At 71.2% G+C, this 15462-nt stretch carries 13 protein-coding genes; 5 read left to right on the top strand and 8 right to left on the bottom strand.

Translation table 11 applies throughout. The annotated features are described in order from the left end of the window. Window positions 1-248: 248 nt before the first annotated feature. Window positions 249-674 (top strand): organic hydroperoxide resistance protein, encoded by a 426-nt coding sequence (locus tag WMF44_RS00935; protein ID WP_437297234.1) that lies wholly within the window; start codon window positions 249-251, stop codon window positions 672-674. Here WMF44_RS00935 and WMF44_RS00930 read toward each other — a convergent pair. The 3 genes from WMF44_RS00930 to WMF44_RS00920 form a co-directional block, all read right to left on the bottom strand. Continuing rightward, on the bottom strand, window positions 660-2582 hold the full coding sequence (locus tag WMF44_RS00930) for an ABC transporter ATP-binding protein (protein WP_437297233.1): 1923 nt from the start codon (window positions 2580-2582) through the stop codon (window positions 660-662). The genes WMF44_RS00935 and WMF44_RS00930 overlap by 15 nt on opposite strands. Then, on the bottom strand, window positions 2579-4516 hold the full coding sequence (locus tag WMF44_RS00925; RefSeq protein ID WP_437297232.1) for an ABC transporter ATP-binding protein: 1938 nt from the start codon (window positions 4514-4516) through the stop codon (window positions 2579-2581). Before WMF44_RS00925 ends, WMF44_RS00930 begins: the two co-directional genes overlap by 4 nt. A 154-nt stretch (window positions 4517-4670) precedes the next feature. Further along, on the bottom strand, window positions 4671-6221 hold the full coding sequence (locus WMF44_RS00920; RefSeq protein WP_437297231.1) for a hypothetical protein: 1551 nt from the start codon (window positions 6219-6221) through the stop codon (window positions 4671-4673). 707 nt (window positions 6222-6928) lie between these two features. Here WMF44_RS00920 and WMF44_RS00915 point away from each other — a divergent pair. Further along, entirely contained in the window at window positions 6929-7840 is a 912-nt protein-coding gene (locus WMF44_RS00915) for a LysR family transcriptional regulator (protein WP_437297230.1), read from the top strand. A 95-nt stretch (window positions 7841-7935) separates the two neighbouring features. Here WMF44_RS00915 and ilvE read toward each other — a convergent pair whose 3' ends face one another. Then, on the bottom strand, window positions 7936-8826 hold the full coding sequence (ilvE, locus tag WMF44_RS00910; protein WP_437297229.1) for a branched-chain-amino-acid transaminase: 891 nt from the start codon (window positions 8824-8826) through the stop codon (window positions 7936-7938). 5 nt (window positions 8827-8831) lie between these two features. Beyond that, complete coding sequence (locus tag WMF44_RS00905; RefSeq protein ID WP_437297228.1) at window positions 8832-9545, bottom strand: IclR family transcriptional regulator; 714 nt, start codon at window positions 9543-9545, stop codon at window positions 8832-8834. Between the two features lie 248 nt (window positions 9546-9793). On the opposite strand from WMF44_RS00905, the gene WMF44_RS00900 reads away from it, so the two are divergent. The 3 genes from WMF44_RS00900 (at window position 9794) to WMF44_RS00890 (ending at window position 11830) form a co-directional block, all read left to right on the top strand. Next, complete coding sequence (locus WMF44_RS00900; protein ID WP_437297227.1) at window positions 9794-10486, top strand: alpha/beta fold hydrolase; 693 nt, start codon at window positions 9794-9796, stop codon at window positions 10484-10486. 210 nt (window positions 10487-10696) lie between these two features. Then, window positions 10697-11104: a cupin domain-containing protein gene (locus WMF44_RS00895; protein WP_437297226.1), complete on the top strand. Its 408-nt coding sequence runs from the start codon at window positions 10697-10699 to the stop codon at window positions 11102-11104. A gap of 177 nt (window positions 11105-11281) precedes the next feature. Next, window positions 11282-11830, top strand: a complete 549-nt coding sequence (locus WMF44_RS00890; RefSeq protein WP_437297225.1) for a hypothetical protein — start codon at window positions 11282-11284, stop codon at window positions 11828-11830. A 96-nt stretch (window positions 11831-11926) separates the two neighbouring features. Here WMF44_RS00890 and WMF44_RS00885 read toward each other — a convergent pair whose 3' ends face one another. From WMF44_RS00885 to WMF44_RS00875, 3 genes are all read right to left on the bottom strand, one after another. Beyond that, on the bottom strand, window positions 11927-13237 hold the full coding sequence (locus WMF44_RS00885; protein WP_437297224.1) for a hypothetical protein: 1311 nt from the start codon (window positions 13235-13237) through the stop codon (window positions 11927-11929). Beyond that, window positions 13237-13875 carry a peroxiredoxin gene (locus WMF44_RS00880; protein WP_272097229.1) on the bottom strand — a complete coding sequence of 213 codons (639 nt, stop codon included), beginning with the start codon at window positions 13873-13875 and terminating at the stop codon, window positions 13237-13239. The genes WMF44_RS00885 and WMF44_RS00880 overlap by 1 nt, the downstream gene beginning before the upstream one ends. 161 nt (window positions 13876-14036) lie before the next feature. Further along, window positions 14037-15359, bottom strand: coding sequence for a S41 family peptidase (locus tag WMF44_RS00875; RefSeq protein WP_437297223.1), 1323 nt, complete (start codon window positions 15357-15359; stop codon window positions 14037-14039). Between the last annotated feature and the right edge of the window lie 103 nt (window positions 15360-15462).

Here is a 15462-nt window from a genome sequence, read left to right as displayed (position 1 = left end):
GCATCGACGCGCGCTCGAGCTGACGTGAGGCGGCGGGGAGCGCCTCGCTGACTGCAAGCGGATGACAGGCTGATGACGCCGCGCGGTCGATGCCGGGCGTGATTTCCGGGTGCCGTCTCCTCCCGCGGTTGCCCGGGAGGAGCGCGGGCACTATGGGAGCCTCCCCGAACGGCGCTGTCCGGTCGGGCCGTGCTCGGCGGGGACGCGCTGCCCGTGACCGGGCTCATCGCCACGAAAGGAACGCTCCAATGCCTGTTGACGTGAAGTACACGACGCAAGCCACCGCCCAGGGCGGCCGCGACGGCCACGCTGCCACGGCCGACGGTGCTCTCAAGGTCAAGCTCTCGACACCGAAGGAGCTCGGCGGCGCTGGCGGCGAGGGGAACAACCCGGAGCAGCTGTTCGCGGCGGGTTATGCGGCCTGCTTCCTGGGCGCCCTCAAGTTCGTGGCCGCGCAGGAGAAGGCCCGGATCCCGGCCGACGCCACCGTGACGGCGAGCGTCGGCATCGGCCCGCGCTCCGAGGGCGGGTTTGGCCTCGACATCGGCCTGCGGATCGCGCTTCCGGGCCTGGAGCGGTCGCAAGCCGAGCAGCTCGTCGAGAAGGCGCACCAGGTTTGCCCCTACTCGAACGCCACCCGCAACAACGTCCCCGTCCGCCTAGAGGTCGCCTGACCTTCTGACGCCGCGCGCTCCCTCCACGGGGGCCGGCCCCTCATTCACGAGCTCCCGGTGGAGCGCCGCGAACGCTCCCCCCCGCGCGAGCAGCTCCGCGTGCGTCCCTTGCTCGACGACCCGCCCGTGGTCGAGCACGACGACGCGATCGGCGTGCCGGATCGTGCTCAGCCGGTGGGCCACGACGAAGCTCGTCCGCCCTCGCAAGAGCCTCCCGAGCGCCGCCTGCAGCCGGGCCTCGGTGAGGGCGTCCACCGCGCTCGTCGCCTCGTCGAGCAGCACGATGCGCGGATTGGCGACCAGGGCGCGCAGGAAGCACACGATCTGCCGCTGCCCGAGCGACAGCGCCGTCCCGCGCTCGCCGACCTCGGTGCCCAGGCCGTCCGGCAGCGCGTCGAGCATGTCGAGCACGTCGAGGCCCCGCGCCGCGTCGCGGATCTCCGCGTCGGTCGCGGCGGGGTTGCCCAGGCGCACGTTGTCGAGCACCGTCCCGCTGAAGAGGAAATTGCTCTGCAGCACCAGCCCGAGCTGCGCCCGCAGCGAGGCGGACGAGGTCGCCGCGAGGTCGTGCCCGTCGACGGTGATCGACCCCGCCGTCGGCAGGTAGAGCTTCGCGAGCAGGTTCAGGATCGACGTCTTGCCGCTGCCCGTGTGCCCGACCAGCGCGATCATCTGCCCCGGCTCGGCGACGAGATCGACGCCGTGGAGCACCGGCTTGCCCGGATCGTAGGCGAAATGGACCCCCTCGAACACGACCCGGCCGCGCACCGGGGGCAGCGCCGGGAGGCCGCGCTCGTCGGGCCAGTCGGGCGCCGTGTCGAGCACGCGGAAGAGCCGTTCGGCGCCCGCCATCGCCGTGAGGGCCTGGTTGTATTGATTGCCCAGGACGGGGATCGGGTTGAACAGGAGGTTCGCGAGGAAGAAGAACTCCACGAGCACGCGCAGCTCGATCGCGCCGTGGAGCGCCTGATAGCCGCCGACGACAACGAGGACGGCCAGGAACAGCTGCCCGTTGAACTCGAGGAGCGGGAGGAACGTCGCCGAGTGGCGCGCCGCATCCATGTTGTAGCGGGAGTGGTCGAAGATCAGCGCGCGGAACAGCCCGCCGTTGATGTCCTGCCGCACGAAGCCCTGCGTCACGCGCACCCCCGTGACCGACTCGGCGAGCGTCGCGGTCACGCGGGTGAAGCTCTCCTGCGCGCGCTGGTGGGCGGCCCCGAGGCGCTTGTGGAAATAGACGATCAGCCCCCAGAAGACGGGGACCATCGCGACCACCACGAGGAAGAGCTGCCAGTGCGCGTGGGCCATCAGCGCCATCGCGACCGCCATCGTGCCGAGGTTCACCGTGCTCACGAACACGACGTCCTGCACCGCCACCCGGATCGCGTCGATGTCGGACGTCATGCGGCCGATGAGGCGCCCCACCTTCGTCTTCACGAAGAAGCGCATCGGCATGCGCAGGAGGTGGCTCTCCAGCCGATCGCGCATGTCGAACACCACCGCCTCGCCGAGCTCGAGCGCGAGCCGCGCGCGGTAGTGGAAGACGATCTCGGTGAAGAGCACGAGCGCCGCGAAGCCGAGGACGGCGAGCAGCGTGGCGCGCTCGTCGCGCCGGGCCACCGGGCCGCTGATGATGGCGCCGACCGCCCAGGTCAGGATCGGGAGCTGGATCGATCTCACCACCACGAGGGCGAAGAGCGCGTTCCGCTTGCGCGCGTACGGGCGGGTGAAGGCGAACACCCGCCGCGCGAGCCCGAGATCGAGCGTGCGGTGGTGCTGGTCCTGCTCGTCTTCGAGCGCCACGCGCGCGAGGCCGAGGCGCGCGTCGATCGGCGCCGCCCCGGCCGCGGAGCGGGCCGCCCTCGACGCCGTCGCGGGGCGGCTCGGCGTGTCGACCCCGCGGCTCACGCCGACTCCTCGGCAGGGCGCGCGCCCGCGCGGCGCGAGGGGGTGTCGTCCGCCCGCGCCCCGACGGCGTGGGCGTCGTGCAGCGCGAGGGCGCTCGCGTAGTGGCCGCGCCGCCGGAGCAGCTCCTCGTGGGTCCCCCGCTCGGCGATGCGGCCCCTGTCGAGCACGATCACCTGGTGCGCGCGGCGGAGCAGGTGCGCCCTGTGCGTCGCCATGATCGTCGTCCGCCCCCGCGTCGCGCTGAGGATCGCGTCGAGGATCTCGCGCTCCGTGCTCGCGTCCACCGCCGCTGTCGGGTCATCGAGCAGGAGCAGCGGCGGGTCGAGCAGCACCGCGCGCGCGATGGCCAGCCGCTGCCGCTGGCCGCCCGAGAGGTTGGCCGCCGCCTCGCCGAGCTCGGTGTCATAGCCCTCGGGCAGCTCCCGGATGAACTCGTGGGCGCAGGCGATGACCGCGGCGCGCTCGATCTGCTCGCGCGTCGCGTGCGGGGCGCCGAACGCGATGTTCGCCGCCACCGTGTTGCTGAAGAGGAAGTTGTCCTGGAAGACGACCCCGATGCGCCGCCGGATCTGGTCGAGGTCGTGGCGCCGGAGGTCGATGCCGTCGAGCAGGACGCGCCCCGACGTCGGATCGTAGAAGCGCGGGATCAGGCTGAGCAGCGTGCTCTTGCCCGCGCCGGTCGGGCCGATCACCGCGACGAACTGCCCTGGCGCGACGTCGAGGTGGACGTCGTGGAGGACGGGCCTCTCCGGATCGTACCCGAACGTGACGCGCTCGAACACGAGGCGCCCCTCCACCCGCGCGGGGCGCGCCGGCGCCTCGGGGCTCGTGATCTCGACGGGGGTGTCGAGCACCTCGAAGACGCGCTTCGCCCCGATGAAGCTCTGCTGCGCGGTGTTGACGATCGTCGCCATGCTCGCGATCTGCCCCGAGAATTGCTGCAGGATGCCGGCGAACACGACGAGCTGCCCGAGCGTCATCCGGTCGCGCGTGACGAGCAGCCCGCCCATGCCGAGCAGGATGACGAGGTTCGCCTGCCCGAGCAGATCGATGGTCGGGCTGAGCACGCTGACGGTCCGGAACGTCTCCTGCTGCTGCTCGCGCACCTCGCGGCTGCGCTCGTCGAAGCGGCGATGGGCCTCGCGCTCTCGCCCGAGCCCCTTGATGACCTGGATGCCCTGCAGCCCCTCCGTGAAGCTCAGGACCATGCGATCCACGAGCTCCCGGTTGCGCAGGTAGGCGGGCTGCGCCCACCGGGCGAAGAGCGTGCTCGCGATCCAGAGCAGCGGCGTCGGGGCGAGGCACGCGAGCGTCAGCAGGACGTGCGCGCGGAGCATGTACGCGACGTACACGCCGAGCGACAGGACCATGATGACGCTCGGGAGCAGCACCCCGTCGACGAAGGAGCGCACGAGCTGCACATCGCCGGTGACGCGGTTGATGAGCGAGCCGCTCTTGTTGGCGTCGAAGAACCGGAAGCTCAGCCGCTGGAGCTTGTCGTACACCCGCGCCCGGAGATCCGGGACGATCTCCATGTGGACGAGGTAGCCCACCGAGAGCGCGTAACCGTAGTTGATCACCGCGCGCGCGGCGGCCATCGCGAGGATGGCGGCGCCGATCGAGAGGACCGCGCGCATGGGCTCACGCTCGGCGTCGACCAGCCGTCCGAGGCCGGCCGGCAGCTCGGGCAGGTGGATCGACGGATCGAGCCGATGGCGGAGGATGTCGATGGCGAGCCCGGTCAGGCCGAGCCCAGCGAGCCCCAGCGAGAGCAGGACGATCTGGTAGCCGAGGACACGGAGGACGCGCCCCCGGTACGCCCAGCTCAGCCCGAGGAGCCGCAGCAGGAGCGAGCCCCCCTCGCGGGAGCGCCCTGTTTCAGACGAAGCGAGGGAAGCGAGGGAACCGCCATCAGGACGTGAACCGGACAACATCAGCGCAGGGCACCTGGCATACCGGCCATGCCGGGGCCCGTAAGCTACCGATTTGTGCGGCGTTCGCCAGCGGCGGGGACACGAACCCCGGGGCGCGGCCCGCCGGTCGCTCGGACCGCCGGGCCAGCGCCCTAACAGGGCTCCTGGCGCTCCGCTAGTACATCAGGTTGCCCTGGCCGAGCTGGAAGTTGATGTTCGATCCGAACTGATCGCGCGCGTTCTGGACGCGCGAGATCGCGTTCGAGATCCGGCCCTGGCGCTGCGACCAGGTCGCCGCCGAGAGGCCCGCGGCGATCTCGGTCTTCGCCAGCTGGAGGCGATCCGTGGAGACGGGGTGCAGCGGCGTGCCGCCGACGGCGAGGACCTGCAGCGCGTCGTCGATCTCGGCCTCGGCCAGCTCCATCAGGCGCCTCTGGACGTCGGCGCTCGTGTCGTGGAACTGCTGGACGAGCACCTGGGCGGCGTTCAGGCGCTGCCTTGCGAGGTCGAGGTTGAACGCGGCGTTCAGCACGCGAAGGAACCGCCCGATCTTGATGATGTCGGTGTCGGGGAACTGAACGGGGCTACCGAACCGCGCCTCGAGCTCCAGGCCGGCCGGCGAATCCCTGAAGAAGTTCGACACATAGAACGCCACCGCGCCCTCGATGTCGTTCCCGAAGGCGTTCGTGTGGAAGAACGGCGGCGTGTCCACGGCCTCGATGAGGGGCGGGGTGCTGAACGTGCCGTCGCCGAACCCGTTGAGAAAGCCGATGTCGAGGACATCGATGTTGGGCGAGGTCAGCCCGGAGCCGCCGAAGCCGCCGTCGAACGCGCCGATGGTGCCGGTCGCGGGGGCCTTCCGGGTGCCCGTGTCCAGGTTGCGGTTGCGCCCCGTGTCCAGGTGGTTCGCGCCCGCGTTCGAGTGGCACACGTTGCAGCGGCCCCGCGCAGGGTCGAGGAACGCCTGCCGCCCGTCGTTCGCCTCGGTATCGGCGAGGTTCACCTGCGTGAGGTCGAGCTCGTTCGTCCGGCCAAGGCTCATCTGGTAACCGAGCGTCAGATCGAGCTCCTCCTCCGTCGGGAGCCGGAAGGCGACCCCCGGCTCGCGGCCGAGATCCGTCGGGTAGTGCTGGGTGATCGCCCCGGTGAGGAACTCGCGCAGCGAGCCGGTGCCCGGGGCGCCGTCGCCCGACCAGCCCGTGCGATGGACCGGCGGGCTCGCTATCCCGTCCACCGGATCCGGCGTGATGCTCGTCGCCAGCGAGAGCGTGTGGGGGACCGCGCGCATCGAGAACTTGTTGTCGAGATCGTCGAAGCCGTCGATGTTCTCGCGGATCAGGCCGAGCGTCTTCAGCTCGGGCGTCTCGAGATCGGTCAGCCCCGGGTCCTGCTCGAAGACGAACAGCGGGTCGAGCGGGTTATCCACGAGCAGCGCGTCGATGAAAGGGATGTCAATCGTGAAGTTGTTTCCGACAGGATGGCACGTCCCGCAGGAGCGGCCGTTGCCCTCGAAGGTCTCGCGAAAGAAGATGTCGGCGCCCGCGCAGATCTCCCGCGTGACGAGCCCGGCGATCACGCGAGGATCCTGGTCGCACGCCGCGAGCCGCTGCTGAGCCGTGAGCGCGCTCGACGCCGCGCCGAGGGTTTCTACCTCGCCCTCGCCCTCCGGCGCGGCGGGGGCGCACGAGGCGAGGAGAGAAACAGAGACGATGGGAGCGAGGATCAAGGAACTCAATCTCGGACTTGGCATGACGCTCTCTCTTCCTGTTACGGGGTGTTCGACACCGATTTCGAACCACGGCGTTCATGGATGCGGCGCGCCGTTCGGCGGCAGCGCCGGGGAAACACAGGTGAAACCGACCTGGCGATACGCCGACGACCGACGACCGACGGCCGGCGGCCGACGCGCCGCCGGCGCTGCGGACGAGAGCCGGGGCGAGATGGCCGATCCAGGCCATCCGCGCGGCTTTGGAGGCACGCCGGAGGCTCGACGCCCGGTCCTCGCGCGCTCCATGCGACAAGCGCGCTCGGGCCGCTCCGCCTCGATACGACCCCCTGGCGGGGATCGCGCCACAGGCGATCTCAGGCGGCGATTACTTAGCGGACCGGACCAGACATGGCAACGTTCACAGACGTTCGCAGCACAAATCTGACTTCTTAACGAACCTTTACAAACAAGACCAAGAGACGACGTTCCCCGGCGGATCGGCCTGTGGCATCGCCGGGTATCGCCATGACGGCGGGCGGAGCGGGCGCGAGGAGGAGCCGTGAGCCCGGCTCCGCGGGCGTGCTCGGGAGATCGAAGCGGGACATGGGCGAAGGCCGGCGGCATCCCCCCACCGCTCTCGGTGAGGTCAGTGACCGTGCCGGCTCAATGGCCAACCTTTAGGTCGGCCGATGGCGCCCTTCCAACTCATTAGTAGCATGGGCCCCATGCATCCCGTGCATCTCGCTTCCATCGACCTGAACCTGCTCGTCGTCCTCGACGCCCTGCTGGCGGAGGGGAGCGTCACGCGCGCGGCGGCGCGCGTCGGGCTGAGCCAGTCGGCGATGAGCCACGCCCTCGGGCGCCTCCGCGTGTTGATCGACGATCCCGTCCTCGTGCGCACGCCGCGGGGGATGATCCCGACGCCGCGCGCGCAGGAGCTCATCGGCCCCATCCGCGAGGCCCTCACCAAGATCGAGGCGACGGTCGCGCGCAGCCCTCGCTTCGAGCCCGCGACGGCGCGCCGCTCGTTCACCGTCGCCACGGTCGATTACGTGGAGCTCATCCTGCTGCCGCGGCTCGTGCAGAAGCTCGTCTCCGAGGCGCCCTTCATCGACCTCGTCGCGCGCCCCTACGACAGCGAGATGTGGAGCGCCATGGAGACAGGCAAGGTCGATCTCGCGATCGGCCTGCTCCCCGCCTTGCCCGCGGGGTTTTACCGGCAAAGGCTCATCGAGGAGCGCTACATGTGCGTCGTGCGGAGGAGCCACCCCGCGGTCCGGGGCAAGCTCACGCTCAAGACGTACACGAGCTTGCCGCACGCGCTCATCAGCCCGCGCGGCGAGGGCGGAGGCCGGGTGGACGAGGTCCTCGCCGAACGAGGGCTCTCGCGCCGCGTGGCGCTGCAGATCCCGCATTTTCTGGTGGCGGCCCACATCGTGGCCCAGACCGATCTCGTGCTGACCGTGCCGGCGCGCATCGCGCGCGTGTTCGCGGAGATGGAGGAGCTGCACGTCATGAAGCCGCCCGTGGAGCTCGGCGGGTTCTCGGTGGATCAGGTGTGGCACGAGCGGCACGCGAAGGACCCGGCGCACACCTGGCTGCGCGGCGTCTTCGCGGAGATCGCCCGCGACAGCTGACGCGCTCTCCCGCGCGGCGGCCAGGCCTCGCGGGAGCACGGGCGAGCCGACGTGCCGAGCAGCGCAGCAATGAGCCGGTCAACCCGGGCTTCCGCTCAGCCCGGATCGCCGGGCGCGGCGATGAACGGGGCGCCCTCGGTCTCGGCGAGCTGCCGGTGGAGCGAGGTCAGGCGGGCCGTGACGGGGCCGCGCTCGCCGCGGCCGATCGTGCGCCCGTCGAGGCTCCTGACGGCGATCACGCCGGCGCCGGTGCCCGTCAGGAACGCCTCGTCGGCGGCGAAGAGGTCGAGCCGCCCGATCGAGCGCTCCACGACCGTGAGCCCGATGCCGCGCGCGAGCTCCATGACGGCCGCGCGGTTGATGCCCTCGAGGCACCCGTCGGTGGCCGGCGGCGTCGCGAGCACGTCGCCGCGGAGCGCGAACACGTTGGCCACGGTGGCCTCGGCCACGTGGCCCCGCGTGTTCAGGAGCAGCGCGTCGTCGGCGCCGCGCTGCCTCGCCTCGAGCTTCGCGAGCGCGGAGCCGAGGTAGTTCAGGCTCTTGATCCGCATGTCGAGCGCGTCCGCGTCGGGCCTCCTGTGGCTCGACGTGATGAGCTCGAGGCCGCGCCGCCGCTGCTCGTCGTCGAAGAGGCGGATGGCCCCCACGATGCAGAACAGCCCCGGCCGCTCGCAGGTCGTCGGGTCGACGCCGAGCGGGCCCACGCCGCGCGTCACCACGAGGCGCACGTAGGCCTCGGGCTGGCCGTGCGCGCGGGCCGTGTCCTCGACGACGGCGCGGAGCCCGTCGAGCGAGCGCGGGAGCGCGATGCCGAGCGCCCTCGCGCCGATCTCGAGCCGCGCGAGGTGGCGCTCGATCCGGAAGACGCGCCCCGCCGCGACGCGCATGCCCTCGAACACGCCGTCGCCGTAGAGCAACCCGTGATCGGTCACGTTCACGGTCGCGTCCGCAGCGTCGACGATCCGCCCATCGATCCATGTCTTCATGCCGTTCACCTCCTGCCCTCGCCCTGGAGGGCGCGCGCGACCCGCTCGGCGGCGTCGCGCGTGTGGTTCACCGCGGCGTCACGACGATCGCCGCGCAGGCTCTGGGCGGCCGCGGCGCAGGCGACGCAGCCGTGCAGGCCGCCGCGCGCGAGCACCGGGGCCGCGATGACGGTGAGCCCGTCGATCCACGCGCCCTCGTTGACGTCGTAGCCGCGCTTCGCGGCGCGCCGCGCGGCGCGGAGCGTGGCCGGGTCCGCGCCCGAGGCGCCCACGAGCTCGGGCGCGTGCGCGAGGTAGAGCCGGCCGCTCGCGGTGACGTCGATCGGCACCTCGGCCCCGACGGTGGGCGCCGCGCGCAGGAGGCCCGTGCCCTCCGCCTTGTCGAGCACGACGAGCCTGCCGGCGCGCGCGGCGACGAGGAAGAACGTCTCGCCGAAGGCGCGCGCCGCCCGCTCCAGCTCGGGCCTCGCGACGCGCGCGACAGCGTCGAGCCCCTGCGCCCCGAGCCCGAGCCGGATGAGGCCGACGCCGAGCCGGTAGCGCCCCTCCCCGTCCTGCTCCACCAGCGCGTGCGCGGCGAGCGACGCGAGCAGCCGGTGCAGCGTCGCCTTCGGCATGCGGAGCCGCTCCGCGAGCTCCGAGAGCGAAGCGCTGCCGCCCCCCTCGCCCAGCGCCTCGAGGGCGCGCACCGCCTTGTCGACCGTCCCGGATCGCTCCATGCTCGTTCCACTATTCGGAATGACGTTCCGATTATTGGTATACATCCATCCAGGGCCGCGGTCGAGGGTGCGCCTCGGGCGCGGCGCGGCGCCCCGGGATCCTCGCGGGATGGCGGGCGGAGGCGCGCGGGTGCCGGCGGAGGCGCGGGGAGAGCGGGCTCAGCGCTCGGGGCGACGCGCGCTGGTGTCGCTCGAGGGGGTCGGATAGCGTCTTCGGTCCCGCCGTGAGCTGCGGAGGAGAGGAGCACATGCGCAAGATCTCATCGGTCGTACTCGTCCACGGCGCCTGGCACAGCCCGTCCTGCTGGTCCCAGGTCGCGTGTCGGCTGCTCGGCAGCGGGCTCGACGTCCGGGTGCCAGAGCTGCGGAGCGTCGGGCCCACCGCGGGCGGCCTCGCGGCGGACGCGGAGGTGGTGCGGGCGGCGCTGGCCGACGCGCCCGGCGAGGCCGTCGTGGTCGCGCACTCCTACGGGGGGTTGCCGGTCACGGAGGTGGCGGCCCGCGCGGGCAACGTCGCCCACCTCGTTTACCTGTGCGCGTTCATGCTCGGCCCGGGGGAATCCCTGCTCTCGGCGATCGGAGGCCAGGAGCCGCCGTGGTGGATCACCTCCACGGATGGCCGGACGATGCTGCCCGACCGCGCGCGCGACATCTTCTACAACGACTGCAGCGACGAGGTCGCGGCCGCCGCGGCAGCGGCGCTGCGGCCTCAGTCCAGGGCGTCCTTCGCGGAGCCGCTGGGGGCCGCGGCCTGGCAGGAGCTGCCCTCCACCTACGTGATCTGCGAGCGCGACAACGCCATTCCGGTGTTCGCGCAGGAGGCGATGGCGCGGCGCGCGAGGGACGTGCGGCGCCTCGACGCGGGCCACTCTCCGTTCCTGTCGCAGCCGGACGAGGTGGCCGCGCTCGTGCGCGACATCGTCGCGGCCGCGGCCGGCTGAGCCGACGCCGGCGCGCGGCGACCACGCCGACGCGCGGCGACGTCGGGGCGGCGATCGCCCGCGCCCGGCCCCCGGAGCCGCATCGACATTTCGGCTCGGCCAGCGAAACGGCGGCGGAGGGCTGCCGTATCCAGCGAGCAGGGCGGCCTGTCGCGACGGCCTGTCGCGATGGGCAGACCCGCGCCCGACGCCGCCGTGGAGGATCAAGCCATGACTGTCCTGAACATCGCCTCGATCGAGAAGCTCAGCCTGCCCGGGCTCGCCCACCAGACCCTCGCCGGCCCTCGCGACGGCCTCCGGACGCTCGAGGTGTGGATGCAGACCGTTGCGCCGGGCGCGCAAACGCCGCGTCACCGGCACGCATGTGAGGAGGTGATCGTCGTCCTCCGCGGCTCCGGGACATGCGAGATCGATGGAGTGGCCCTCACGTTCGGCCCGGGCTCGACGCTCATCGTGCCGGCGGGCGTCCCGCACCAGATCGCGAACACGGGTGAGGAAGAGATGCACGTCGTCGCCGCGCTCGGCGCGGCGCCGGTCACCGTGGAGACGCCTGCCGGCGAGCGCATCGAGCTGCCGTGGGATCAGCACCGCTTCGCTCGCAAGAAGTGCGAGGTCTGACATTCATGCCGCTGCGCAGGCCGAGCCAGGCCGCACGCCGCGTTCCGGCGAGCTCGCCTGCCTCGCGCAACCGGGCGGGCGTGCAGCCTTGTTCTGCCCGGCCGCAGGACGCTGCCCGCACCGGAGCCACACGTGGTGTCCTGGCTCGTGGCACAGCGGTTGCCGTCTGGCGCCGGCATGAAACCGAACACGCTCTTCAAGGTCCTTGCGCTGGTCGCTAGCTTCCCGTTCGCCGCCGGCTGCGCTCTCGGCTCCGAGGAGGAGGCAGCGCCCGAGCAACAGTCCCTCGGAGCTTCGTCCGAGGCCGAGGGGATCTGGCTCTCCACGAGATACTCCTTCGGTCTCTGCGCCGGCGAGTGCATCACGACGGTGTCCCGCGACGGCGCGGAGCTCTCGCTCACGGCCTGCACGCACGCCAAGAGCTGTCCCCGCTCGAACCTGGCGACGCTGACGAACGAAGGCGCGCGAAAGCTCGACGAGATCGAGGACGCGCTCTCGGGCGTCGCCCTCGACGACCGCTACGGCTGCCCTGACTGCGCCGACGGCGGCGCAACGTCGGTGCGCCTGCGCCGCGAGGGTCTCGAGACGTCGCACCTCTACGAGTACGCCGGGGCGCCGGCGCCTCTTCTGGCGCTCGATCACCTGGTGGCCGACCTCCGGCTCGGCCTGGACTCCTGCACATCGGGACCGCTCCTGAAGCTCTCGTCGAGGTGCACGCCCAAGTGAACGCGCTCGACCGGAGGCTCCGCCGTGTGGGCTCGTCTGGGTGAGACCGCCGCCGCCGGAGCCGCGCCCGGCCAGCGCCGCCCGCCGGAGCGGGCGCTACCCGTCGTCCGTCAGGTAGAGCTTCACGTCGTCGAACTCGGCGGTGCCCTCGTAATAGTTGATGTGCGGATCACCGAAGAAGAAGTGATCCGGGTAGGCCGACCCCGCCGGCCAGGTCTCGAAGGTCTTGCCGAAATCGACGGTCTCGTTGGGGTGTTCCGCCTCGATCTCGTCGGGGCGCTGGTTGTAGTGCCACGTCACCGGCGGCTCGCGAAAATCCCTCCGCGCCGCGTACGTCGTGCGGCCGCCGTGGTGGAACCTGCCCGCCGCGGACATCGCATACCCCCGGCCGTCGCGCTCGACGGTGAACAGGTAAGACTCCCTGTCGAGGTACTTGTCCACGAAGATGGGGCCGTCCTTCCACCCGCCCGCTGTGTACGATGTGAACCCATTTCCGGTCCACGGGCTCCCGAACGCATCGCCGCGGAGCCAGATCATGCTCACATAACGTGATCCATCCTGCTCGGGCCGGCCGGTCGAGGGGTTCCAGACCCGCGACCAGGGGCCGTCTTCGCCGAAGTTGCTGTCCGTGTCCATCACGACCTTCCGGTGGTGATGGATGAAGACGTTGTTGTGAGGGGCCGGCCGCGGATAATCGGTGATGCAGAGAAAGTAAACACCGTTACCGAACGTCGCCGACTGCGGCGCGGTGCTGCGATCGCTGAACCGCCAGGGGTCGGCCAGCTCGTCCCCGTCGTAGCCGTTGGTCTTGCCCCCGTGCGTCCAGCTGCCCTCGCGCAGGCCGCCGAAATCGATGTTCGAGACCGTCACCTCCACGCGGTACCGCGCGGGCAGCGGCGCGGTCGAGCGGAGGATCGCGCCGTCGTAATGGCGGGTGGAGACGAGCCTCGCCTTGCCGCCCGCCGCCTCGAAGCGGCCGCCTGTCTCGGGGACGCCGTCGCGGTCGCTGTCGCGGCCATACAGCTCGACCGTGAGCCAGCCGCCCTCGCCATACGTGAAGGATTTCCGGAACGATCGGAACCTCCGCAGGCCTTCCCGGAACACCTCGCCGCCCCGCGCGGAGAAGAACTCGCCATCTTCGTCGAAGACGTCGACATGATAGGGGCTCTCGTCGCCGTACCGATCCTCGGTCCACGCGGCGGGCTCCTGGAACGGCGCATCGAAGGTCTCGTGGTGGACGAGCTTCCAGCCGGCGCCGGCGGCCCGCGCCGCCGGCTTCGACCCGCCGCCGCTCGCCCCGAGCGCCTCGGGCGCGGGCGCGCGCGAGCACGCCGCGGGCAACACGAGGGCGAGCGCGGCGAGGCGTCGCGTCGACGCCTCGCGCGCGCGGGCGGCGCCACGCCGCATCAGCGGTTGGGCTGCGGGGTGAGGCGCAGGTACGGGCGGACGGCGTTGTACCCCTTGGGGAACTTCTGCGCGAGGACGGCGGGGTCCTGGAGCGAGGGGACGATCACCACCTCATCGCCGTCCTTCCAGTTCGCGGGCGTCGCCACGGAGTGGCTGTCCGTGAGCTGGAGCGAGTCGATGAGGCGCAGGATCTCGTCGAAGTTGCGCCCCGTGCTCGCCGGGTACGTGAACGTCGCGCGGATCTTCTTGTTGGGATCGATGACGAACACCGAGCGCACCGTGAGCGTGTCGCTCGCCTGCGGGTGGATCATCCCGTAAAGGCCCGACACCTTCCGGTCCACGTCGGCGAGGATCGGGTAGTTCAGCTTCGTTCGCTGCGTCTCCTCGATATCCACCGACCAGCGCTTGTGCGAGTCGACGTCGTCGACGCTGAGCGCGATGGGCTTCACGCCGCGCTTGTCGAACTCCGCCTTGAGGTTGGCGACCGCGCCGAGCTCGGTCGTGCACACCGGGGTGAAATCCTTCGGGTGCGAGAACAGGATCACCCACGAGCTCCCGGCCCACTCGTGGAATCGGATGGTCCCGTGCGTGGACTCTTGCTCGAAATCAGGCGCGATGCTTCCGAGTTGCAGGCTCATGACATTCCCTCCTGGCCGTAGCCTGGTCTCCGCTATGGCGGAGGAATCTCCGTCAAGCCGCTCAGCGTGTCAAGCCGGGAGCGGCGGTGTTTCGTGCCGGGACGCCGAAGGCGCGCTCGACCGCGCCACGCCGCGCCGCGCCTGGCCGGCGCGGCCGCGCCTCAGAGCGCGCCGACCTCGCGCCGGAGGCCGCGCCACGGGATCTCCCGCGGCGGCGCGGCGCGGCGCTCGCCCGCCCCGTCCGGCTGCGCCGCGGTCGAGCACGCGCCGTGCTCCAGCAGGTGCAGGGCCTCGGCGAGGCACGTCTCGCCCGCGTCGCCGAGCTCTGCGCCGAGCGTGTCGTCGGCGGCGCAGTCGGGGGGGAGGCCATCGTAGAAATCGCCCTCTTCCTTGGCGTTGAGCACCCGGAACGCGATCGGGTGCACGACCATGTCGCAGTTGTCCCATCCGTACATGCCGACGGGCTTGCCGTGCGTGGTCGAGCCGACGATCTTCACGTCCATGTAGGCGCGCAGGCTGTTGATCAGCGACTCGCTCGCGGAGGCCGTCCCGCCGGACGTGATGACGACCAGCCGGGACAGGGGGAGCGGCGGCTGGTCGAGGTCGTCGAACGTCTCCCGCTTGTCCCAGTCGACGTGCCTGTCGTTGTGCGCGGTGATGTCGAGCAGCGCGCCGGCCTCCGCCGGCCGGTGGATCAGGCTCGCGAGGTGCCTCTCGACGGAGAGGCGCCCGCCGCCGTTGTAGCGCAGGTCGAGCACCAGCTCGTCGACTTGGCTCTCCCTGAACAGCGCAAAGGCGCTGTCGAGCTCGCGCACCGAAGGCTCGATGAAGGTGGTGAGCATGAGATATCCGACGGTCGCGGCCCCTGTTTGCAGGACACGCGGGCTCACGACCGTGGTGATGCCATACCACGCCTTCCGGAGCGCGACCGTGAAGGCCTCGACGTCCGCGCGCTCGATCGTCAGCGACATCTCGTACCCTTCCTCGTCGGGGCCTGCGAGCTCCTCCCAGAGGTCGTCGCTCACGACCTGCTCGACGTCGATGCCATTGATCGCCACCACCGCGTCGCCCCGCCGGAGGCCGGCCTCTCCGGCGGGCGAGCCCGGCTGGATCAGCGCGAGCCGGAGGCTGGACTCCTGGTCGAAGCTCCACCGCATGCCGAACCCGAGGGTCTGCCCTTCCCGGAAGAACGCGTCGTCGACGCTCTTGGTCGAGATGTAGCTCCAGCGGTCTCGCGGCTCGGTGACGAGATCCACGAGCAGCGCCTCGGGCGAGGGGTACGCCCGGTAGTCCAGGTCGGGTACGCCGTCGTACCAGAGATAGGCGTCCTTCATCAGCTCGAACAGGAACTGGTTCTGTCCCTGCGGTGAGCAGTCTGCTTTTGGCTCTGCATCACCGTCCGAGGCGGTGCAGCCTCCCGTCGCGGCAGCGGCCAGCGCGAGGGCGCATGTGGAGAGGACCGCGACGAGCTTCGAGGCGACCATGCGCCTCAGCTCACCACGAAACGGAAAGGGCGAGCAACGGGGTTGGGTTGGCTGGCGGTTCGACCCGACCGGGGTTGGGTTGGCTGGCGGTTCGACCCGACCG

The sequence above is a fragment of the Sorangium sp. So ce426 genome, assembly GCF_051475585.1.
GTDB classification, from domain to species: domain Bacteria; phylum Myxococcota_A; class Polyangia; order Polyangiales; family Polyangiaceae; genus Sorangium; species Sorangium cellulosum_B.
The sequence above is the reverse complement of the archived record's forward strand: the minus strand, read 5'-3'. Positions and strand labels throughout refer to the sequence as shown.